General features: G+C 58.3%; 24 protein-coding genes. 12 read left to right on the top strand and 12 right to left on the bottom strand.

What is annotated here, in order from left to right:
• The first annotated feature begins 214 nt into the window (after nucleotides 1-214).
• From AC0TN7_RS13795 to citG, 8 genes are read left to right on the top strand one after another with little or no spacing between them, the layout of a single operon-like run.
• Nucleotides 215-1,576 carry a 2-hydroxycarboxylate transporter family protein gene (locus tag AC0TN7_RS13795; protein ID WP_032650157.1) on the top strand — a complete coding sequence of 454 codons (1,362 nt, stop codon included), beginning with the start codon at nucleotides 215-217 and terminating at the stop codon, nucleotides 1,574-1,576.
• A 17-nt stretch (nucleotides 1,577-1,593) separates the two neighbouring features.
• Nucleotides 1,594-2,457, top strand: a complete 864-nt coding sequence (locus tag AC0TN7_RS13800) for a fumarylacetoacetate hydrolase family protein (RefSeq protein ID WP_045134818.1) — start codon at nucleotides 1,594-1,596, stop codon at nucleotides 2,455-2,457.
• A gap of 10 nt (nucleotides 2,458-2,467) precedes the next feature.
• Nucleotides 2,468-3,490 (top strand): [citrate (pro-3S)-lyase] ligase, encoded by a 1,023-nt coding sequence (citC, locus tag AC0TN7_RS13805; RefSeq protein ID WP_061714490.1) that lies wholly within the window; start codon nucleotides 2,468-2,470, stop codon nucleotides 3,488-3,490.
• 16 nt (nucleotides 3,491-3,506) lie between these two features.
• Complete coding sequence (citD, locus tag AC0TN7_RS13810; protein WP_021242087.1) at nucleotides 3,507-3,800, top strand: citrate lyase acyl carrier protein; 294 nt, start codon at nucleotides 3,507-3,509, stop codon at nucleotides 3,798-3,800.
• Nucleotides 3,797-4,672 (top strand): citrate (pro-3S)-lyase subunit beta, encoded by an 876-nt coding sequence (gene citE, locus AC0TN7_RS13815; protein ID WP_023326048.1) that lies wholly within the window; start codon nucleotides 3,797-3,799, stop codon nucleotides 4,670-4,672. The genes citD and citE overlap by 4 nt, the downstream gene beginning before the upstream one ends.
• Before the next feature lie 10 nt (nucleotides 4,673-4,682).
• Nucleotides 4,683-6,206, top strand: a complete 1,524-nt coding sequence (gene citF / locus AC0TN7_RS13820; protein WP_473702214.1) for a citrate lyase subunit alpha — start codon at nucleotides 4,683-4,685, stop codon at nucleotides 6,204-6,206.
• Nucleotides 6,203-6,742 (top strand): citrate lyase holo-[acyl-carrier protein] synthase, encoded by a 540-nt coding sequence (gene citX, locus AC0TN7_RS13825; protein ID WP_023618643.1) that lies wholly within the window; start codon nucleotides 6,203-6,205, stop codon nucleotides 6,740-6,742. Before citF ends, citX begins: the two co-directional genes overlap by 4 nt.
• Nucleotides 6,720-7,523 (top strand): triphosphoribosyl-dephospho-CoA synthase CitG, encoded by an 804-nt coding sequence (gene citG, locus AC0TN7_RS13830; RefSeq protein ID WP_061714492.1) that lies wholly within the window; start codon nucleotides 6,720-6,722, stop codon nucleotides 7,521-7,523. Before citX ends, citG begins: the two co-directional genes overlap by 23 nt.
• 80 nt (nucleotides 7,524-7,603) lie before the next feature.
• On the opposite strand, the gene AC0TN7_RS13835 is transcribed toward citG, so the two are convergent.
• The 4 genes from AC0TN7_RS13835 to mutY all read right to left on the bottom strand — a co-directional run bounded on the left by AC0TN7_RS13835 (nucleotide 7,604) and on the right by mutY (nucleotide 11,563).
• On the bottom strand, nucleotides 7,604-8,860 hold the full coding sequence (locus AC0TN7_RS13835; RefSeq protein ID WP_008499767.1) for a nucleoside permease: 1,257 nt from the start codon (nucleotides 8,858-8,860) through the stop codon (nucleotides 7,604-7,606).
• Between the two features lie 218 nt (nucleotides 8,861-9,078).
• The gene (mltC, locus tag AC0TN7_RS13840; RefSeq protein WP_024906549.1) at nucleotides 9,079-10,155 is read right to left on the bottom strand and encodes a membrane-bound lytic murein transglycosylase MltC; all 1,077 of its coding nucleotides are present in this window, start codon (nucleotides 10,153-10,155) and stop codon (nucleotides 9,079-9,081) included.
• A 56-nt stretch (nucleotides 10,156-10,211) separates the two neighbouring features.
• Nucleotides 10,212-10,484, bottom strand: a complete 273-nt coding sequence (locus tag AC0TN7_RS13845; RefSeq protein WP_023309138.1) for an oxidative damage protection protein — start codon at nucleotides 10,482-10,484, stop codon at nucleotides 10,212-10,214.
• Between the two features lie 26 nt (nucleotides 10,485-10,510).
• Nucleotides 10,511-11,563 carry an A/G-specific adenine glycosylase gene (gene mutY / locus AC0TN7_RS13850; protein WP_473702215.1) on the bottom strand — a complete coding sequence of 351 codons (1,053 nt, stop codon included), beginning with the start codon at nucleotides 11,561-11,563 and terminating at the stop codon, nucleotides 10,511-10,513.
• A 144-nt stretch (nucleotides 11,564-11,707) separates the two neighbouring features.
• Here mutY and trmB point away from each other — a divergent pair, with 144 nt between their 5' ends.
• From trmB to AC0TN7_RS13865, 3 genes are read left to right on the top strand one after another with little or no spacing between them, the layout of a single operon-like run.
• Nucleotides 11,708-12,427 (top strand): tRNA (guanosine(46)-N7)-methyltransferase TrmB, encoded by a 720-nt coding sequence (trmB, locus tag AC0TN7_RS13855; RefSeq protein WP_023333355.1) that lies wholly within the window; start codon nucleotides 11,708-11,710, stop codon nucleotides 12,425-12,427.
• Nucleotides 12,427-12,753 carry a YggL family protein gene (locus AC0TN7_RS13860; protein ID WP_014885198.1) on the top strand — a complete coding sequence of 109 codons (327 nt, stop codon included), beginning with the start codon at nucleotides 12,427-12,429 and terminating at the stop codon, nucleotides 12,751-12,753. Before trmB ends, AC0TN7_RS13860 begins: the two co-directional genes overlap by 1 nt.
• Nucleotides 12,754-12,809: 56 nt before the next feature.
• The gene (locus AC0TN7_RS13865) at nucleotides 12,810-13,526 is read left to right on the top strand and encodes a YggN family protein (RefSeq protein ID WP_024906551.1); all 717 of its coding nucleotides are present in this window, start codon (nucleotides 12,810-12,812) and stop codon (nucleotides 13,524-13,526) included.
• An 82-nt stretch (nucleotides 13,527-13,608) separates the two neighbouring features.
• Here AC0TN7_RS13865 and AC0TN7_RS13870 read toward each other — a convergent pair whose 3' ends face one another.
• From AC0TN7_RS13870 to AC0TN7_RS13895, 6 genes are all read right to left on the bottom strand, one after another.
• Nucleotides 13,609-13,947, bottom strand: a complete 339-nt coding sequence (locus tag AC0TN7_RS13870) for an endonuclease domain-containing protein (protein WP_407820494.1) — start codon at nucleotides 13,945-13,947, stop codon at nucleotides 13,609-13,611.
• Between the two features lie 63 nt (nucleotides 13,948-14,010).
• A complete protein-coding gene (gene hemW, locus AC0TN7_RS13875) occupies nucleotides 14,011-15,153 on the bottom strand; it encodes a radical SAM family heme chaperone HemW (RefSeq protein WP_024906552.1) in 1,143 nt (380 codons plus the stop codon).
• Nucleotides 15,146-15,739 (bottom strand): XTP/dITP diphosphatase, encoded by a 594-nt coding sequence (locus tag AC0TN7_RS13880; protein WP_024906553.1) that lies wholly within the window; start codon nucleotides 15,737-15,739, stop codon nucleotides 15,146-15,148. Before AC0TN7_RS13880 ends, hemW begins: the two co-directional genes overlap by 8 nt.
• A 3-nt stretch (nucleotides 15,740-15,742) precedes the next feature.
• On the bottom strand, nucleotides 15,743-16,039 hold the full coding sequence (gene yggU / locus AC0TN7_RS13885; protein ID WP_023309131.1) for a DUF167 family protein YggU: 297 nt from the start codon (nucleotides 16,037-16,039) through the stop codon (nucleotides 15,743-15,745).
• Entirely contained in the window at nucleotides 16,036-16,602 is a 567-nt protein-coding gene (locus AC0TN7_RS13890) for a YggT family protein (RefSeq protein WP_473702216.1), read from the bottom strand. Before AC0TN7_RS13890 ends, yggU begins: the two co-directional genes overlap by 4 nt.
• Before the next feature lie 21 nt (nucleotides 16,603-16,623).
• Nucleotides 16,624-17,325 (bottom strand): YggS family pyridoxal phosphate-dependent enzyme, encoded by a 702-nt coding sequence (locus tag AC0TN7_RS13895; RefSeq protein WP_024906555.1) that lies wholly within the window; start codon nucleotides 17,323-17,325, stop codon nucleotides 16,624-16,626.
• Nucleotides 17,326-17,342: 17 nt separating this feature from the next.
• Here AC0TN7_RS13895 and AC0TN7_RS13900 point away from each other — a divergent pair, with 17 nt between their 5' ends.
• Nucleotides 17,343-18,323 (top strand): type IV pilus twitching motility protein PilT, encoded by a 981-nt coding sequence (locus AC0TN7_RS13900; RefSeq protein ID WP_061714497.1) that lies wholly within the window; start codon nucleotides 17,343-17,345, stop codon nucleotides 18,321-18,323.
• Between the two features lie 10 nt (nucleotides 18,324-18,333).
• Here AC0TN7_RS13900 and ruvX read toward each other — a convergent pair whose 3' ends face one another.
• Both ruvX and AC0TN7_RS13910 read right to left on the bottom strand, forming a co-directional pair.
• Nucleotides 18,334-18,750, bottom strand: a complete 417-nt coding sequence (ruvX, locus tag AC0TN7_RS13905; RefSeq protein WP_021242076.1) for a Holliday junction resolvase RuvX — start codon at nucleotides 18,748-18,750, stop codon at nucleotides 18,334-18,336.
• Nucleotides 18,750-19,310, bottom strand: a complete 561-nt coding sequence (locus tag AC0TN7_RS13910; protein WP_032645077.1) for a YqgE/AlgH family protein — start codon at nucleotides 19,308-19,310, stop codon at nucleotides 18,750-18,752. The genes ruvX and AC0TN7_RS13910 overlap by 1 nt, the downstream gene beginning before the upstream one ends.
• Nucleotides 19,311-19,371: the final 61 nt, after the last annotated feature.

Below are 19,371 nucleotides of genomic sequence, written 5' to 3' on the forward strand. Positions count from 1 at the left end.
CCTCTGGCTGCATGAACAAATGTTATTTGTTTGTTCGATTCGGAAAAGAAACCATAAAAACCACGCTAATAAATAAGGTATAAATCACATTAAATAAAAGAAACCATTAAAACCATAGCTGCCATTAAAACTTCGCTTTTAATATGCCATTCCTCACATAAAGTAAGCCTTTGTGACTCTAAGCTGAACGCACAAAATAACCAAGGGGCTTATTATGAGCACAACTGACGATTCTTTCTCTGTTACCCACGACCCGATTGAAATTCAGCGACCTTCGCTCAAAGAGCGTTGGTGGCATATTATGGATACCTGGAAAATTGGGATTATTCCTCTGCCGCTGTTCGTTCTGGCGGGCGCACTGATCGCGATTGATTGCCTGGGCGGAAAACTGCCGAGCGATATCGTGGTGATGGTGGCAACGCTGGCCTTCTTCGGCTTTGCCTGCGGCGAGTTTGGCAAACGCCTGCCGATTGTCGGCAAGCTCGGCGCGGCGGCGATTTGCGCCACCTTTATTCCTTCCGCGCTGGTCTACTATGGCCTGCTGCCGGACGTGGTGGTCGAGTCCACCACCAAGTTCTACAAATCCACCAACATTCTCTATCTCTATATCTGCTGCATTATTGTCGGCAGCATCATGAGCATGAACCGCACGGTGCTGATTCAGGGCTTCCTTCGCATCTTCTTCCCGATGCTGTGCGGCGAAATCGTCGGCATGCTGGTGGGGATGGGCGTCGGCCTGGCGCTGGGTCTTGAGCCGTTCCAGATCTTCTTCTTTATCATTCTGCCTATTATGGCGGGCGGCGTCGGGGAAGGGGCGATCCCGCTTTCCATCGGCTATGCCACCTTACTGCACATGGACCAGGGCGTGGCGCTCGGCCGCGTGTTGCCGATGGTGATGCTCGGTGGTCTGACGGCGATCATCATCTCCGGCTGCCTGAACCAGCTCGGTAAACGCTTCCCGCACCTGACCGGTGAAGGCCAGCTGATGCCTAACCGCGCCAATGCCGATACCACCGTCTCTCAGCCTGCGTTCTCCGGCAAAGCGGATGTGACCACTATCGCCTCCGGCGCGCTGCTGGCGGTGCTGCTCTACATGCTGGGCATGCTCGGCCACAAGCTGATTGGCCTGCCTGCTCCGGTCGGCATGCTGTTTATGGCGGTGCTGGTGAAGCTCTGCAACGGCGCCTCTCCACGCCTGCTGGAAGGTTCTCAGGTGGTGTACAAATTCTTCCAGACTTCTGTGACCTACCCGATCCTCTTCGCCGTTGGCGTGGCCATCACCCCATGGCATGAACTGGTGGCGGCGTTCACCGTCAGCAACCTGCTGGTGATTGTCAGCACCGTTTCTGCACTGGTCGCCACCGGCTTCTTCGTCGGCAAAAAGATTGGTATGCACCCGATTGATGTCGCCATCGTCTCCTGCTGCCAGAGCGGCCAGGGCGGTACCGGCGACGTGGCGATCCTGACCGCAGGTAACCGCATGAGCCTGATGCCGTTCGCCCAGATTGCTACCCGTATCGGCGGGGCGATTAACGTCTCTGTCTCACTGCTGATTCTGGGCAACTTCCTCGTTTAAGTTTTCAGGAAAGAACAATGAAACTCGCAAGCTTTTTATACCAGGGAAAACGCAGCTACGGCATCGTCCAGGCCGACGGCGTGATTGATTTAGGCCGCCGTCTGGGCGACCGCTACAGCGACCTCAAGGCGCTGCTGCAGGGCAACGGGCTGGCGCAGGCCACCCGCTACCTGAACGATGCCGTGGACGTGCCGATGAGCGCCATCACCTTCTTACCGGTGATTGAGCAGCCGGAAAAAATCCTCTGCGTGGGCATGAACTACGCCGACAAGCGCAAGGAGTTTGACCAGCACAACCCGGCTCCGACGCTGTTTGTCCGCTTCCCGGATTCACAGACCGGCCACAACGAGCCGGTGCTGAAGCCGCGCCACTCCAGCGAATTCGACTACGAAGGCGAGCTGGCGGTGATCATCGGTAAAGGCGGGGAGAACATCAGCCGTGATGATGCCCTGCGCCACGTGGCGGGCTACAGCTGCTATATGGACGGCTCCGCCCGCGACTGGCAGCACACCTGGTTTACCGCCGGTAAAAACTGGCGTCAGACCGGCGCGTTCGGCCCGTGGATGGCAACGGCGGACGAGATCCCCGATCCGCACCAACTGGCGATCCGCACCTGGCTGAACGGCCGCATGGTGCAGGAAGACAACACCAGCAGCATGATCCACAAGGTTGCGGAGCTGATTGAGTACATCAGCACCTTTACCCGCTTAAGCCCAGGCGACGTGATCATCACCGGCTCCCCGGGCGGCGTGGGTAAAAAGCGCAATCCGCCGCTGTTTATGAAAGAGGGCGATCGCATTGAGGTGGAGATCGAGCATATCGGTCATCTGAGCAACGTGATCGTGGAAGCGCCAGCCGTCGGGCTTGCGGCAGCACACTGAGTAAGGCGGCATGAACAGTCAACCCATCGATTTTCGCCACACCCTCGTGGCGAAGCATCCGGAACGCTTAAGCCAGATCCGTTACCTGCTGGCAGACAGCGGCCTTGGCCTGGACAACGACATCACGCTGTTTGTCGAAGCCTGGTCAGGCCCGCAGCTGGTGGGTTGCGCAGGGCTTGCCGCCAACGTCATCAAATGCGTGGCGGTTAACGAGCAGCTTCGCGGCGAGAACCTCAGCGCGCGGCTGCTGGCAGAGGTGGAACATGCGGCGCTGGAGCGCGGCCATTTTCACCTCTTCCTCTGCACCCGTCCGTGCAACCGGGAGCGCTTTGCCCGCAGCGGCTTCTGGCCGATTGCCCAGAGCGGGAACAACGCCGTGCTGATGGAGAACACCCCGCAGGGGATCGAGCGCTACTGCCGTTCTCTGCGCGCGAACCGCAGGTGCGGGGAGAAGATTGGCGCCATCGTGATGAACGCCAATCCGTTCACCCTCGGCCACCGCCATCTGGTGGAGCAGGCGGCGGCGCAGTGCGACGCCCTGCACCTGTTCGTGGTGCGCGAAGAGGCGTCGTTCTTCCCGTTCAGCGCGCGGCTCGAGATGGTGCGCGCGGGCGTGGCGCATCTGCCGAACGTGGTGGTGCATGAAGGCTCTCAGTACATCATCTCTCGCGCCACCTTTCCGGCCTACTTCCTGAAGGAGACCGGCAAAGTGCAGCAGGCGTGGAGCGAGATCGACGTGCTGATCTTCCGGGACTTTATCGCCCCGGCGCTCGGCATCACGCACCGCTTCATCGGCTCGGAGCCGTTCTGCGATATCACCCGCCAGTACAACCAGACGCTGCACGACCTGCTGGCCTCGCATATCGAGGTGGTGGAGATGCCGCGCATCAAGGCCACCGGCAACGCCATATCGGCGTCCGAAGTGCGTCGATTACTGAAGACACAGCAGTTTTCCCGGATCCGGGAGATTGTCCCGGACTCCACCTTCGCGCATCTCGAAACGCATTACCGTGCGAGTGCGGAAGTCGCTTAACTACCAGGAATTTATCATGAAAATTGTAAGGGAGGCGCTGGCCGGAACGCAGGAGTCCAGCGACCTGATGGTGAAAATCGCTCCCGCTCACGGCGAGCTGGAGATCGTCATCCACAGCGAAGTGATTAAGCAGTTTGGCGAGCACATTCGCCAGGTGGTCAACGACACGTTGCGCGCCATGAACGTGCACCAGGGGTTAATCATTATTGAAGACAAAGGGGCGCTGGACTGTGTGATCCGCGCCCGTCTGCAAAGCGCGCTGATGCGTGCCGCCGATGAACAGGCCATTAACTGGGGGGCGCTGAAATGAGCAAACTCCGCCGCAGCATGCTGTTCCTGCCTGGCGCCAACGCCGCCATGCTCTCCACCGCCTTTATCTACCGTCCCGACTCAATCATGTTTGACCTTGAGGACGCCGTTGCCCTGCGCGAGAAGGATACCGCGCGCATGCTGGTGTTTCACGCGCTGCAGCATCCGATGTATCAGGATATCGAAACCGTGGTGCGCATTAACCCGCTCAGCACGCCGTTTGGCCTGCTGGATCTGGAAGCCGCCGTGCGGGCCGGCGTGGACGTGATCCGCCTGCCGAAAACCGACACGCCAGACGACATCTACGAGCTGGAGGGCCACCTTGAGCGTATCGAGCAGGCGTGCGGCCGCGAGGTCGGCTCCACCCGCGTGATGGCGGCGATTGAGTCGGCCATTGGCGTCATCAACGCCGTGGCGATTGCCCGCAGCTCCCCGCGCCTCATTGGCATCGCGCTGGCCGCCTTTGACTACGTGATGGACATGCAGACCGAGCGCGGCGACGGCACCGAGCTGTTCTACGCCCGCTGCGCCGTGCTGCACGCCGCCCGCGCCGCGGGCATCGACGCCTTCGACGTGGTGTGGTCAGACGTTAACGACGAGGCCGGGTTCCTGCGCGAGGTCGATCTGATCCGCAAGATGGGCTTCAACGGCAAATCGCTGATTAATCCGCGCCAGATTGACCTGCTGCACAACGCCTACGCCCCGACGCAGGAAGAGGTGGATCACGCCAGAAGGGTGATTGAGGCGGCGGAAGAGGGCGAGCGTAACGGCCTGGGCGTGGTGTCGCTTAACGGCAAAATGGTGGATGCACCGATTATTAACCACGCGCAGGTGGTGCTGGAGCGCGCGGCAGCCTCCGGCGTGCGTCGGTAAGGATAAGATGATGAACCAGACTGAACTTCTTCACGTGAATTTTCCCCATCTGCGGGACTTAAAACCCTTCGATACCGCCCACAGCGCCACGCCGTGGCTGGCGGACAGCGACGCGAAGCACAGCCGTAAGCTCTGCGCCTCTGTTGAAGAGGCGGTTAAGCGCTGCGGCCTGCAGGACGGGATGACCATCTCCTTCCACCATGCGTTTCGCGAAGGCGACCGGGTGATCAACACCGTCGTGGCGCTGCTGGCGCGGATGGGTTTTAAAAACCTGACGCTGGCCTCCAGCTCGCTGATGACCTGTAACGACGCGCTGATCGAACATATCGAAAGCGGCGTCATCACCCGGATTTACACCTCCGGCATGCGCGGCAGGCTGGCGGACGCCATCTCCCACGGGTTGATGGACGAGCCGGTGCAAATTCACTCCCACGGCGGGCGCGTGAAGCTGCTCCAGGACGGCGAGCTGAATATCGACGTGGCGTTTCTCGGCGTGCCGTGCAGCGATGAGTTTGGCAACGCCAACGGGACGCACGGCAAATCGTGCTGCGGTTCGCTCGGTTACGCGATGGTAGACGCCCACTTTGCCCGCAAGGTGGTGCTGCTGACTGAAGAGCTGGTGCCGTTCCCCAATATGCCCGCCAGCCTGGTGCAGGACCAGGTGGACTACATCGTGCAGGTTGAAAGCGTGGGCGACCCGGCGAAAATCAGCGTCGGCGCGGCGCGCGTCACCAGCAACCCGCGCGAGCTGATGATCGCCCGCTATGCGGCGGACGTCATTGAACACTCCGGCTACTTCAAACCGGGCTTCTCGATGCAGACCGGCTCCGGCGCGGCGGCCACGGCCTGCACCCGCTTTATGGAAGAGAAGATGGAGCGCAGCGGCGTGAAGGCGCGCTTTGCGCTCGGCGGCATCACCGGCAGCCTGGTGGATCTGCACGAGAAGGGGCTCATCGAAAAGCTGCTCGATACCCAGTGCTTTGACGGCCAGGCGGCGGCCTCGCTGGCGCGCAACCCGAACCACGTGGAGATCTCCACCAACGTTTACGCTAACCCAGGCAGCAAGGCGGCAAGCTGCGACCAGCTCGACGTGGTGATCCTCAGCGCCCTGGAAATCGACGTCGAGTTCAACGTCAACGTCATCACCGGATCCGACGGCGTGATGCGCGGCGCGTCCGGCGGGCACTGCGACGTGGCCGCCGCGGCGAACCTGACCATCGTCGTTGCCCCTCTGCTGCGCAGCCGCATTCCGACGGTGGTGAAGCGGGTTACCACGCGCCTCACGCCGGGCGAAAGCATCGACGTGCTGGTTACCGATCACGGCATCGCGGTCAACCCGGCGCGCCCGGAAATCCGCGAGCGGCTGCTGGAGGCCGGGCTGAAGGTTGTGGATATCAACGCGCTGTACGAGCGGGCGATCTCCCTGACCGGCGTCCCGAAACCGATTGAATTTACCGACAAAATCGTCGGGGTGATCCGCTACCGCGACGGCAGCGTGATCGACACCGTGCGACAGGTGAAGGAGGACGTATGACTTTAGCGACACCCGTGCGGGCGGGTGTCAGCCTTGACGAACTGCTGGCGGCGAAAGAGCGCCGCGCAGCGCGCCAGGCTGACATGCTCGAGCACTATCAACAACCGGTGATTTCCCTCACGCTGGTCACGCCCGGGGAAATCAAGGACAGCCTGCGCTACCGCAATACCATGGGCGTGGCGCTGCAGATGTGCGACCAGCTGCTGTGGGAAAACCGCTGGCAGGTGCTGGACCGTCAGGTGCTGTGGCTCCCGACCGGACCTGAAGCCCTCTGGTGCGTGGCCCATCCGGCGGTGGAAATCAAAGCGCACTGTGCGGATCTGGAGCAGACGCACCCGCTCGGCAGGCTGTGGGATCTGGACGTGATCTGCCCTCAGCATGGCCACGTCGGGCGTCAGTCGCTGGGGGCGAATCTCAGGCGCTGCCTGATCTGCGACGCGCCCGCTCATGCCTGTTCCCGTTCGCGCAACCACCCCGTTGAGCAGGTGGTTTCCCGCGTGGAGAAGACGATCGATGACTGGTTTGCTCGCGACTAAACCGCGCCCGGCTGACGTGCCCGCGCTTGCCGAAGCGGCGCTGTGGCAGGAGCTGGAGCTGACGCCCAAGCCGGGGCTGGTGGACACGCTCAACAACGGTTCCCATCGGGATATGGACCACGCGCTGTTCGTCCGCAGCATCGCGGCAATTACGCCGTGGTTTTCGCGCTTTGCCGAGCTGGGCAGCGCGCATGCGGATAAACCCGCTGGCGTACAGCTACGGTTTCTCCGCCCGATGGGGCTGGCCTGCGAGCAGGCGATGTATGCCGCGACGAACGGAGTGAACACGCACAAGGGCGGGATTTTTGCCCTGGGTTTACTGTGCTTCGCCGCCGGTCGTGTGAAAAATATCTCCGCAGACAGCCTCTGCTGTGAGGTGAGTAACATCTGCAGCGGGCTGGTTTCGCGGGAGCTGGCCGCACGCAGCGGACAGGCGACGGCTGGCGAGCGGCAGTTCCAGCAGTACGGCTTAACCGGTGCGCGCGGTGAGGCGGAGAGCGGCTTTGCGACGGTGCGTAAGGCGCTGGCGCAGTGGAACGGACATTCACTTCATGGCCTGCTGTTACGCCTGATGGCCGTCAATCAGGACAGCAATCTGGTATCTCGCGGCGGCATGGAAGGGCTGCACTACGTTCAGGGCTACGCGCGGGAACTGCTGGCTAACGGCTGGGACCGCGAGGCGTTGCTTAAAATGGATAACGCATTGATTGAACGCAATCTGAGCCCGGGCGGCAGTGCGGATTTGCTGTCGGTAGGGTGGGTACTGTCTGGAATAAAATAGCCGGGTGGCGGCTTCGCCTTACCCGGCCTATGGTCTGGTTTTGTAGGCCCGGTAAGCGTTAGCGTCACCGGGCACAACAATCAATGCGCGATCGGCTGCGCACCGTGTGGTTCACGTACGTGCTTGTACTTGAACAGCGCGATGAACGCGAAGAACAGCACCAGCGAGTACGCCGCGAAGATCAGCCATACAGGCTGCCAGTTGGTGATACCGTTGGTGGTGTACATCTCCACCACTTTACCGCTCACCACGCCGCCAAGAATACAGCCGAAGCCGTTGGTCATCATCAGGAACATACCCTGCGCGCTGGCGCGGATTTCAGGCTTCACCTCTTTTTCCACAAACACCGAACCGGAGATGTTGAAGAAGTCGAAGGCGCAGCCGTAAACGATCATCGACAGCACCAGCAGCACGGTGCCGAACGGGCTTGGGTCGCCGTAGGCGAACAGACCGAAGCGCAACATCCACGCCGCGATACTGATCAGCATGACGTTCTTGATGCCATAGCGGCTCAGGAAGAACGGGATGGTCAGGATAAACAGCGTCTCAGAGATCTGAGAGATGGACATCATCACCGACGCATGTTCAACGATAAAGCTGCCGGAGAACAGCGGATTGTTATCGAAGCTGTGCAGGAAGGTGTTGCCGAACATGTTGGTGATCTGCAGCTCCGCGCCCAGCAGCATGGAGAAGATGAAGAAGATCGCCATGCGTTTGTTTTTAAACAGCGCGAAGGCGTCCAGGCCGAGCATGGTGCTCCAGCTCTGGTTTTTCTGCTGGTTAGACACCGGGATGGTTGGCAGCGTCAAGGTGAAGATCGCCAGCAGCACGGAGAGCGCTGCACCGATATAGAGCTGCATATGGCTCAGTTCGAAGCCCGCGAAGCTCACGCCCCACATCGCCATGATAAAGCCGATGGTGCCCCAGATACGGATTGGCGGGAAATCGGTCACGATATCCATATCCGCGGATTTCAGGCGGTAGTAGGAGATGGTGTTGATCAGCCCAAGCGTTGGCATATAGGCCAGCGAGTTAAGCAGGATCACCATGAACATTGCCCCCGGCGTGGTCACCTGGGCTGCCATAAACAGCGTCCCCGCGCCCACCAGATGGCAAAGCATGTACAGCCATTTGGCGCTTAGCCATTTATCCGCCACGATCCCCAGCAGCGTTGGCATGAAGACCGCCGCAATACCGAGCGAGCTGTATACGGCACCGATTGACGCACCATCGAACTTGAGCGTCACAAACATATAGGAGCCGAGTGTAGTCAGCCAGCTACCCCACAGGCAGAACTGCAGAAACGACAATATTTTAAGCTGCAGCTTAAGGTTCATGTTACTTTCCTCACAAGTGAGCGGGAGATATGTTGTTATAGGAACATTCAGGGTTGTTATTTGATGCAATTCTATCAGTTGGCAACGATATGTTTTGTTACCTCCCGCAAAAAAATGCAATCCACATTAATTTGCAGTTTGGATTGTGATGCAAATAACATTTTCGTATGGGTGGGGGGAAGCAGAACACCTTCTCCTTGCAGGAGAAGGTGTGCCGATCACCGACGACGATAGTTTTTCTGCGCCGTATTCACCTTATACAGATACCGACGGGATTCCGCAGACGGGTGGCGGGTGGTGAGGGTGGAGTAAACATCCCCCGGCGCCATGCTGTTGATGATGTTCGCGGCCTGCACTTTGTCATTCGAGAAGACGCGCAGCACGCTGCCCGCGCCGCCGTTATAGGCGGTGATCACCGCATAGCGGCGCGACGTTGGGTTATCAATTCCGCCCAGATACACATTGTTCAGCATCGCCAGATAGGCGGTACCGGTATCAATGTTGCTCTGCGGGTCGAACAGATAGCTGCGGCTCGGCGTGCCGGATTTCCCCTGCGCGCGGAAGACGTCTTTCCCGGCGCTGTGCTGCACCACCTGCATCAGCCCCAGGGCGTCGGAACGGCTTACCGCATACGGGTTAAACGACGATTCGGTCTGCATAATCGCCAGGATCAGCGACTCATCCACGCCGTACTTACGTGAGGCCTGACGCACCATCCCAATGTACTTATGCGCACGCTTGTCGAGGTGGTTCGGGACAAGGTTGATGGTGACGCTGTAGATGATCTTCAGACCGTTAGAGCGGCTTTTCAGGCGCGTCTGCAGCAGGTAGTCGGCAAATTTCGTGGCGCGACCTTCCCAGCGGATCGGCTGGCCGGTCTGATCGACAACCTGGCCGTACAGGAACGGCTCTTTCGAGATCGTAATATCGTCGGCATCGGAGTAGAGATCGATAGATCCCGGATCGTCACCCATCAGCAGCGTTTTGATAATGGCCTGACGGAGTCGTGCCGCAGGGTCAGTGCCTGCAATGGTCTCAATCGTGATCGTACCCTCATCAAAGTTGATGTGGCTACGGGTCAAATAGGCGTCGGTGTACTTAACGTAGTCCTTGGGTCCGGCAATAAGAACTTCGTTAAATCCCCATATGTTCTCGATGTTGTGGGCAAACTGCCCCATCAAAATGTCAAAACCGTTGGTGTCCTTGATCCAGGCTTCGTTGTAATCTTCGCCTTTTTTTGACGAACACGAAACAAGCAACGGCGCAACAAGGGCTAGCGCTAAAAGTTTTTTCATCATTCCGGGAGTGCGTGTTGTGTTTGCTTTAACGGCGGGGTTTCCCCCGCACGCTGTTATTTTTCCGGTGGCGTATAGCCTTCGATGTGCACGTCTTTACCTTCGAACAGGAAGCTCACCATCTCCTGCTCCAGCAGCTTGCGGTGTTCCGGGTTCATCATGCTGAGTTTCTTCTCGTTGATCAGCATGGTCTGCTTTTTCTGCCACTGTCCCCAGGCTTCTTTGGAGATTTCATTGTAGATGCGTTTACCCAGGTCGCCCGGATAAAGCTGGAAATCCTGGCCCTCAGCGTCACGCTGCAGGAAAGTACAAAAAATCGTTCTGGCCATACACATTCCTCTTTTTCTTGTCGATGCTAAACCATTGCACCGGCACGTAATTGCTGTAACAGGCGCTCCACGGGAGCCGCCAGTCCGACTGATGGCGGTTGCGCTAAGTTATACCAGAGAGCGGTGCCTTCATCCATGCACGAGGCAAATGACGACACGGGAAGCCACATGGGTACAATATCCAGGTGGAAATGGCTGAAGGTATGGCGAAACGCGGTCAACTGCGTCAGGATATCGGCAGCAATCCCGCGCTTTTTAAGCCATTCACGCAGCAAGTCTTCATCTTCAAACTGTGGGAAGCAGTATAGACCACCCCACAGGCCGCTCGGCGGACGCTGGGCCAGGAAGACCTCGTCGCCGTGCTGCATCAGCAGCATATAGCCTGTGCGCTCCGGCAGCGTCTGTTTGGGTTTCTTACCCGGATACTGCGCCCAGGAATGGTTGGCATACGCCACGCAGAGAGTATTCACCGGGCAGAGTTCGCATTTTGGTTTTGAGCGCGTGCAGACCATGGCGCCGAGATCCATCATCGCCTGGTTGAAACGCTCGACGCCGTTGGCCGGGGTGACCGCTTCACTAATTTCCCAAAGACGTTTTTCAACGTCCTTCTTCCCCGGCCAGCCGTCAACGGCATAGCAGCGTGCCAGCACGCGCTTTACGTTGCCGTCGAGGATCGGGAAATGCTTGCCTAAAGACAGGGAGAGAATAGCGCCTGCGGTTGAGCGTCCGACGCCGGGGAGATCGGCCACCTCATCGAAGGTTTCCGGGAATTTCCCGTTGTGGCGCGTCGCGACCTGCTGTGCGGCCTTGTGAAGGTTACGCGCGCGGGCGTAATAGCCAAGACCGGTCCACAGGTGCAGGACCTCGTCCAGCGGGGCGTTGGCCAGATCGGTCACCGTCGGGAAGCGCGCCATAAAACGCTCGAAGTAAGGGATCACCGTGGCGACCTGCGTTTGTTGCAACATCACCTCGGAGAGCCATACTTTGTAAGGCGTTTTTTCAATTTGCCAGGGCAGGGTTTTACGCCCGTATTTGTCGTACCAGTCCAGCACCTGGGCTGAAAATTGAGAGGCTTGCATGGTCATCGATTCGCATAATCAGGGACGCAGATTGCAGCACAGCGTCAATCTGCTGTAAACCGGATCTTTCCCATGCTTGCATAGAAGCCTTAACTTTGGATAATGCCCGTTTCCCGAACATTCTCACAAGCAGACAACTCTTTTATGAAAAACGACGTCATTTCACCGGAATTTGATGAAAACGGTCGCCCGCTGCGCCGTATTCGCAGCTTTGTCCGTCGTCAGGGCCGCCTGACAAAAGGTCAGCAACACGCGCTGGACAACTACTGGCCGGTGATGGGCGTTGAGTTCAGCGAGCAGCCTCTGGACTTTACTGAACTGTTCGGCCGCGAAGCACCCGTCACGCTGGAGATCGGTTTTGGTATGGGCACCTCGCTGGTGACCATGGCGAAAGCCCGCCCGGAGCAGAACTTCCTCGGTATTGAAGTCCACTCCCCGGGCGTGGGTGCATGCCTGGCAACGGCCCATGAAGAGGGCGTTGAGAACCTGCGCGTGATGTGTCACGACGCGGTGGAAGTGCTGCACAAAATGATTCCTGACAATTCTTTAACCATGGTTCAGCTCTTTTTCCCTGACCCGTGGCACAAAGCACGTCATAATAAACGCCGTATCGTTCAGGCGCCGTTTGCCGAGCTGGTGAAAAGCAAGCTGAAGCTGGGCGGTGTCTTCCATATGGCGACCGACTGGGAACCGTATGCGGAACATATGCTGGAAGTGATGTCGTCGCTGGACGGTTACAAAAACCAGTCTGCGAGCAACGACTATGTACCGCGTCCGGAATCGCGTCCGGTAACGAAATTTGAACAGCGTGGCCATCGTCTTGGTCACGGTGTATGGGACTTAATGTTCGAGAGGGTGAAATAATGGCAAAGAATCGTAGCCGTCGTCTGCGTAAAAAGATGCACATCGAAGAATTCCAGGAAGTGGGCTTCTCCGTTGCGTGGCGTTTCCCGGAAGGCACCAGTGTAGAACAGATCGATCAGGACGTGGATGCGTTCATCAACGACGTGATTGAGCCAAACAAGCTGGCCTTCGACGGTAGCGGCTACCTGGCATGGGAAGGTCTGATCTGCACCCAGGAAGTGGGTAAATGCACCGAAGAACATCAGGCGCTGGTGCGTAAATGGCTTGAGGACCACAAGCTGGAAGATGTCCGCGTCAGCGAACTTTTCGACGTTTGGTGGGACTAATAAAGAAGTCAGGGGCCAGCATTAGCTGGCCCATTTTGTCTGAGGGAGTGTTTAAGATGCGCAAAACGTTGCTGGCTGTTGCTTTGATGGCAACTGGATTCACCGCCCATGCGGATTATCAGTGTAGCGTCACCCCGCGTGATGACGTGGTGTTAAGCCCGCAAACCGTGCAGGTCAAAGGCGAGAACGGCAATCTGGTGATTACGCCGCAGGGGAACGTCACCTTTAACGGCAAGCAGTACAACCTGACTGCCGCACAGCGTGAGCAGGCGAAAGACTATCAGGCCGATTTGCGTACCGCGCTGCCGTGGATTAATGAAGGTGCCCTGACGCGCGTCGAAAAGAGCCGCGTGGCGCTGGATAAGATCATCACTAAAGAGGTGGGGGAGAGCAGCAATATGCGCACCCGCCTGACGAAGCTTGATAAGCAGCTTAAAGAACAGATGAACCGCATTATCGAGACGCGCTCCGACGGCCTGACGTTCCACTACAAGGCGATTGATCAGGTCCGCGCTGACGGGCAGCAGCTGGTGAACCAGGCGATGGGCGGCATCCTGCAGGACAGCATCAACGAGATGGGCGCCAAAGCCGTGCTAAAAGGCGGCGGTAACCCGCTGCAGGGCGTGCTGGGCAGTCTGGGCGGCCTGCAAACCTCTATTCAGAACGAGTGGAAGAACCAGGAAGATGATTTTCAGCAGTTTGGCAAAGACGTGTGTAAACGCGTGGTGTCGCTGGAAGATAGCCGGAAGGCGCTGGTGGGGACGCTGAAGTAAGATCTCTGCGCGCTGGGCCCCTCACCCCATCCCTCTCCCCAGGGGAGAGGGTGTAATCGTTCCCTCTCCCTGTGGGAGAGGGTTAGGGTGAGGGCATCAGGCATTGCAGTCGTTGCAGAATAGCCATCATTACCTCCTCCTCATTAGCTCTGAATTCATTATTCCAGAACCGTAGTATTTCCCAGCCGTTTACATTCAAAAATTCAGCACGACGTGAATCATACATTTCGTTGTTCTGATGTTGTCCACCGTCCAGCTCGATAATCAGCTTTGCCTTAAAACAGGCAAAATCCACGATATACGCACCAATCGGCATCTGGCGGCGAAACTTATAGCCAAAGAAGCGGCGTCCCCTGAGTAAATACCAGAGGCGTAACTCTTCGGGCGTCATTTGTTTGCGGAGTTGTTTTGATTTGTCCATCCCCACACTCTGCCAGCCTTTCCCTCAGCCGGCAGAACGGGATGCAAAATTCTGAATCAGCCTTCAGGAATCTTCGGCGAGGAACAGCTCAAGAAGGGAGTTTAAGAACAGTTTGCCGTGCTCGGTGATCTGCCAGTATTCATCACACTCGGTGAGATACCCCTGGGCCAGCGCCTCGTCGATTTGCGGGCGAATCACCGACTCCGGCAGCCCGGTGTAACGTGTAAATTCCGCGCGCGGCGCGGCCTCTAGCAGGCGGAAGCGGTTCATAAAGAACTCAAACGGCTTATCCGCCGCCTCGACGTCGTGCTGACGCTCCAGGTAGCGGCCTTCCATATACCCGCGCGGGTGGCGCGTTTTGGCGGTACGCAGAATGCGCCCGTCCGGGAAGGTCACCTTGCCGTGCGCGCCGCAGCCAATACCGAGATAGTCGCCAAAGCGCCAGTAGTTCAGGTTGTGCTGACACTGATAGCCCGGCTTCGCGTACGCGGACGTTTCATACTGCTGATAGCCCGCAGCGGTTAACAGCTGGTGGCCCTGCTCGAAGATATCCCACAGCGCGTCGTCGTCCGGCAGCACCGGCGGGCGGGAACCGAACAGCGTGTTTGGCTCGATGGTGAGCTGGTACCACGACAGGTGCGGCGGGTTCAGTTCGATCGCCTGGCGAAGGTCATCCAGCGCCTCGTCCAGCGACTGATCCGGCAGGCCGTGCATCAAATCGAGGTTGAAGCTGCGAAGATTAAGCCCGGTCGCCAGGTTTGCCGCGCGCTTCGCCTCTTCCGGGCCGTGAATGCGCCCAAGACGTTTTAGCTTCGGTTCGCTAAAGCTCTGCACGCCGATGGAGATGCGGTTTACGCCCGCGCGCTGATAGTCGACAAAACGGTCGGCCTCAACGGTGCCGGGGTTGGCTTCCATCGTAATTTCAGCATCCGCTGCCAGGTTCAGGCGCGCACGCACGCCGTCCAGCAGCGTCTGCATCGCCGGGCCGGACAGCAGGCTCGGCGTACCGCCACCAATGAAAATGGTCTTAACTTCACGTCCCTGTGCGTAAGGTACATCGGCGTCCAGATCGGCCAGCAGATGCGCAACGTAATCATCGTGAGGCACTTCGCCCTTCAGCGCGTGCGAGTTGAAATCGCAGTACGGGCATTTCTGCACGCACCACGGGATGTGAATATAAAGACTCAGAGGCGGCAAATTAGCCATTACGCAGTGCTTCCAGTAACAGTTTCAGCGCGCGTCCACGGTGGGAAATCGCGCTTTTCTCTTCGCGGGTCAGTTCCGCAGCGGTTTTGCCCTCGGTCGGGACAAAGAAAATCGGGTCGTAGCCAAAGCCGCCGTTGCCAGCCGCTTCACGGGTAATCACGCCCGGCCAGCTGCCGTGGCAGACGATAGGCGTAGGGTCTTCCGCGTGACGCAGATAGACCAGCACGCAGTGGAACTGCGCGGTGCGCTGCTCGTCCGGTACGTCTTTCAGGGCGACAAGCAGCTTTTCGAGATTCTGCTGGTCGGTAGCGTCAGCGCCGGAATAGCGCGCGGAGTAAATCCCCGGCGCGCCGCCGAGAAAATCCACGGCCAGGCCGGAGTCGTCGGCAATCGCGGGCAGGCCCGTAATCTGCGCGGCGTGGCGCGCTTTCAGGATCGCGTTTTCGATAAACGTCAGCCCCGTCTCTTCGGCGGAATCCACGCCAAGATCGGTCTGGGCGACCACGTCCAGCCCAAAATCATTTAATAGCGAGGCCAGCTCGCGCACTTTACCAGCGTTGCCGGTCGCGAGAACAACTTTCTGCATGGTTTAGTCCTGTTCTTTCAGTGCCGCGACTTCCGTCGGGATAGATTGCGGATTAAGGATTTTTACCTGTTTATGTCGCCCAAGTTCACCTTTTTCAATGATGACCTGGCTTTTGGCGACGCGAAACTGTTTTGCCAGATATTTAGTCAGATGCGCGTTCGCCTGGCCGTCAACCGGCGGGGCGGTGATGGCGACTTTTAACTCGTCGCCATGCAGCCCGACAATACCGTCACGGCTGGCTTTTGGCTGAATATACAGCCGCAAAACCAGCCCGTCAGCGCAGGTGCTTACGGCACTCATAGCGCCATCCACAGCCCCGGCAGCAGCGTATTGCCCGTGGACTGTAACAGCTCAGCGATCCCCATGTTGACCACATAGAGCAGCAGAACCAGGATCATCGGGGAAAAATCGATGCCGCCCATAGACGGAAGCAGGTTACGGATTGGACGCAGCAGCGGCTCTGCCAGCTGAATCAAAGCATACTCCACCGGGCTACGCCCCTGGCTGACCCAGCTCATGATGGCCATCACCAGCAGCACCCAGAAAATAAGCAGACCGATGGTTTTGACCAGAATCAGGACCGCAGCAATCCAGATAATCGGCTGGAAGGTAATGACCATAAACAGCACGATCGCTTTGATAACGCTCAGAATAAACGCCACCAGCAGAGACGAACTGTCGATGGGGCCCATGGCCGGGATAATACGGCGCAATGGTCCGACAACAGGCTGCGTGATTTTCACGACAAACTGCGAGAACGGATTGTAAAAATCACAGCGGGCCCACTGCATCCAGACGCGCAGCAAAAGCGCCATCGTATACAGCTCAAGCACAGTTGAGAGCAGGAAAGTCAACGTCTTCATGGCGTTCCTCAGGTTTCCTTATTATTTTGAGTAGTCGCGCGCACCGAAAATTGCCGTGCCGATGCGCACCATAGTGCTGCCTGCCGCGATGGCGGCTTCCATATCATCCGACATGCCCAGAGAAAGCGTGTCTACCGTGTTATAGCGCGCTTTAAGCGCCTCAAATGCTACAGCCATTTGCTGTGCCACGGCAAACTGCCTTTCATAACTTGACTCAGGCGCCGGAATGGCCATCAGCCCGCGCAGGGTTAAGCGCGGCAGTTCGGCCACCTCTGCGGCCAGCGCGTCCAGCTCGCTCAGCGCAATGCCGGACTTGCTGTTTTCGTCGCTGATGTTGACCTGAATCAGCACGTTAAGCGCTGGCATCTCTGCCGGACGCTGGTCGTTCAGACGTGTCGCAATACGCAGACGGTCGATGGTGTGACACCAGTCGAAGTGCTCTGCCACCAGACGGCTTTTGTTCGACTGCAGCGGGCCAATAAAGTGCCACTGCAGATCCGTCTTCCCCTGTTCCTGGAAGTAGCGAATTTTATCCACGCCTTCCTGCACGTAGTTTTCACCAAACGCCCGGTGGCCTGCCGCTATCGCTTCTGCGATGGCGCTCGCAGGCTTGGTTTTGCTGACTGCAAGCAGGGTAATTTCTTCTGAAGCCCGGCCGCAACGCGTTGCTGCGGCTGAGATTTTGTCCCGGACCTGTGCCAGGTTATGCGCAATGTCGTTCATTTTCCGAGGAGTAGTCTATGGATGTGGAAGAAATTGTGGCCCTTAGTGTAAAGCATAACGTCTCCGATCTACACCTGTGCAGTGATTCGCCACCCCGCTGGCGCAGAACGGGCCGCCTTGAGCCGGCACCGTTTCCTCCTCCCGACGTCGGGGCGTTGTTAAAAGCGTGGCTCAACGACGAGCAGCAGGGGATATGGTGGGCCAGCGGGCAGGTGGATTTTGCCGTGACGGTGGCGGGAGGCCAGCGTCTGCGCGGCAGTGCCTTTAAGCAGATGAGCGGTATCTCTGTAACGCTCCGGCTGTTGCCGCGTACCTGCCCGCAGCTCGCTTCGCTGGGCGCGCCGCGGGCAATCCCGGAACTGTTGTCCAATGACGCCGGACTGATTCTGGTGACAGGAGCAACCGGCAGCGGTAAATCAACTACGCTGGCGGCGATGGTCGATTTTCTTAACCGCCATGCTGATGGCCATATCCTCACGCTTGAAGATCCGGTGGAGTTTATCTACCGGAGCGAACGTTGTCTGATCCAGCAGCGGGAGATAGGTCAGCACAGCCCGTCATTTGCAGAAGCGCTGCGCGGTGCCTTACGCCAGGATCCGGACGTGATTCTGCTTGGGGAGTTGCGCGACAGCGAAACGATCCGTCTGGCGCTGACGGCGGCGGAGACCGGGCATCTGGTGCTGGCGACGCTGCATACGCGCGGGGCATCGCAGGCGATTGAACGGCTGGTCGATACGTTCCCGGCGCAGGAGAAAGATCCGGTGCGTAACCAGCTGGCCGGCAGCCTGCGGGCGGTGCTGGCGCAAAAGCTGCTTCCCGATCTACAGGGCGGGCGCGTCGCGCTGTATGAACTGCTGGTGAACACCGCAGCGGCGGCGAATCTCATTCGTGAAGGGAAAACGTGGCAACTGCCCGGCATTATTCAAACCGGTCAGCAGGCAGGTATGCAGAACTTTGACCAGAGCCTGGCGGAGAGACGGGCGCAGGGGCGGCTGTAGGCCCCTGTGCTTAAAAGCCCTGTTCGAAATAGCTTTCGAGGATGATAACGGCAGAAGCGGAGTCCACGCTGCCTTTGTTGAGCGCCCGGAAGCCGCCGTGCTCAAACAGACCCGCACGCGCTTCGACGGTGCTCAGACGCTCGTCGTGCAGCTTCACGGAGACGCCAAAGCGGCCATGGATTTTGTTGGCGAACTTACGCGCCCGGGCGGTCAGCGGCTGTTCGGTACCGTCCATGTTCAGCGGCAGCCCAACAATCACGTCATCCGGCTGCCACTCTTTGAGCAGGCGCTCAATGAGGTTCCAGTCCGGCGTGCCGTCGTTGGCCTTCAGGGCCGTAAGCGGACGCGCGGTACCGGTGATGCGCTGCCCCACGGCGACGCCAATGCTTTTAGTACCAAAATCGAAGGCAAGAAGCGTTCCGCTCATCAGGCGTGCCCCGCTACGCCAGGCATGGTCAGGATATCAATGCCAATCAGCTTTGCCGCGTCACGCCAGCGATCGGCGATAGGGGTTTTAAACAGGATATTCATGTCCGCAGGGGCGGTGAGCCAGGCGTTATCGAGGATCTCTTGCTCAAGCTGGCCTTTCTCCCACGACGAATAGCCCAGCGCCACCAGCACTTCAGAAGGCTGCTCTGCGGTGCCCAGCGTTTCGAGCACGTCACGCGAGGTCGTGATAACGGTCTTGTCGGAGATGCGAATGCTGGAAGAGAATACCGGCGGCGTATGCAGGATAAAACCGCGATCTTCTGCAAGAGGTCCACCCAGCATCACGGGCTTATCAAGCCGGATTTCCGGCAGTCGCGCTTCAGCCGGGATTTTCAGCTTGTCCAGAATCCCTTCAACCTGAAGATTTTCCAGCGGTTTATTAATGATAATGCCCATCGCGCCGTCTTCATTGTATTCACAAATATAAACCACGGCGCGGCGAAAAATCGGGTCCTGGAGAGCAGGCATGGCAATAAGAAAGTGATGCTGTAAATTCATTGTCAGAGGTACTGTTTCCTGGTTTAAAAAGCGACAGCGCCCAGTATGGGGACAAACTCAG

This window comes from Enterobacter sp. PL_is511 (assembly GCF_055816065.1).

Coding starts and splice junctions, on each gene's coding strand:
- AC0TN7_RS13795 (WP_032650157.1), top strand. CDS start 215: ATGAGCACAACTGACGATTCTTTCTCTGTTACCCACGACCCGATTGAA.
- AC0TN7_RS13800 (WP_045134818.1), top strand. CDS start 1,594: ATGAAACTCGCAAGCTTTTTATACCAGGGAAAACGCAGCTACGGCATC.
- citC (WP_061714490.1), top strand. CDS start 2,468: ATGAACAGTCAACCCATCGATTTTCGCCACACCCTCGTGGCGAAGCAT.
- citD (WP_021242087.1), top strand. CDS start 3,507: ATGAAAATTGTAAGGGAGGCGCTGGCCGGAACGCAGGAGTCCAGCGAC.
- citE (WP_023326048.1), top strand. CDS start 3,797: ATGAGCAAACTCCGCCGCAGCATGCTGTTCCTGCCTGGCGCCAACGCC.
- citF (WP_473702214.1), top strand. CDS start 4,683: ATGAACCAGACTGAACTTCTTCACGTGAATTTTCCCCATCTGCGGGAC.
- citX (WP_023618643.1), top strand. CDS start 6,203: ATGACTTTAGCGACACCCGTGCGGGCGGGTGTCAGCCTTGACGAACTG.
- citG (WP_061714492.1), top strand. CDS start 6,720: ATGACTGGTTTGCTCGCGACTAAACCGCGCCCGGCTGACGTGCCCGCG.
- AC0TN7_RS13835 (WP_008499767.1), bottom strand. CDS start 8,860: ATGAACCTTAAGCTGCAGCTTAAAATATTGTCGTTTCTGCAGTTCTGC.
- mltC (WP_024906549.1), bottom strand. CDS start 10,155: ATGAAAAAACTTTTAGCGCTAGCCCTTGTTGCGCCGTTGCTTGTTTCG.
- AC0TN7_RS13845 (WP_023309138.1), bottom strand. CDS start 10,484: ATGGCCAGAACGATTTTTTGTACTTTCCTGCAGCGTGACGCTGAGGGC.
- mutY (WP_473702215.1), bottom strand. CDS start 11,563: ATGCAAGCCTCTCAATTTTCAGCCCAGGTGCTGGACTGGTACGACAAA.
- trmB (WP_023333355.1), top strand. CDS start 11,708: ATGAAAAACGACGTCATTTCACCGGAATTTGATGAAAACGGTCGCCCG.
- AC0TN7_RS13860 (WP_014885198.1), top strand. CDS start 12,427: ATGGCAAAGAATCGTAGCCGTCGTCTGCGTAAAAAGATGCACATCGAA.
- AC0TN7_RS13865 (WP_024906551.1), top strand. CDS start 12,810: ATGCGCAAAACGTTGCTGGCTGTTGCTTTGATGGCAACTGGATTCACC.
- AC0TN7_RS13870 (WP_407820494.1), bottom strand. CDS start 13,947: ATGGACAAATCAAAACAACTCCGCAAACAAATGACGCCCGAAGAGTTA.
- hemW (WP_024906552.1), bottom strand. CDS start 15,153: ATGGCTAATTTGCCGCCTCTGAGTCTTTATATTCACATCCCGTGGTGC.
- AC0TN7_RS13880 (WP_024906553.1), bottom strand. CDS start 15,739: ATGCAGAAAGTTGTTCTCGCGACCGGCAACGCTGGTAAAGTGCGCGAG.
- yggU (WP_023309131.1), bottom strand. CDS start 16,039: ATGAGTGCCGTAAGCACCTGCGCTGACGGGCTGGTTTTGCGGCTGTAT.
- AC0TN7_RS13890 (WP_473702216.1), bottom strand. CDS start 16,602: ATGAAGACGTTGACTTTCCTGCTCTCAACTGTGCTTGAGCTGTATACG.
- AC0TN7_RS13895 (WP_024906555.1), bottom strand. CDS start 17,325: ATGAACGACATTGCGCATAACCTGGCACAGGTCCGGGACAAAATCTCA.
- AC0TN7_RS13900 (WP_061714497.1), top strand. CDS start 17,343: ATGGATGTGGAAGAAATTGTGGCCCTTAGTGTAAAGCATAACGTCTCC.
- ruvX (WP_021242076.1), bottom strand. CDS start 18,750: ATGAGCGGAACGCTTCTTGCCTTCGATTTTGGTACTAAAAGCATTGGC.
- AC0TN7_RS13910 (WP_032645077.1), bottom strand. CDS start 19,310: ATGAATTTACAGCATCACTTTCTTATTGCCATGCCTGCTCTCCAGGAC.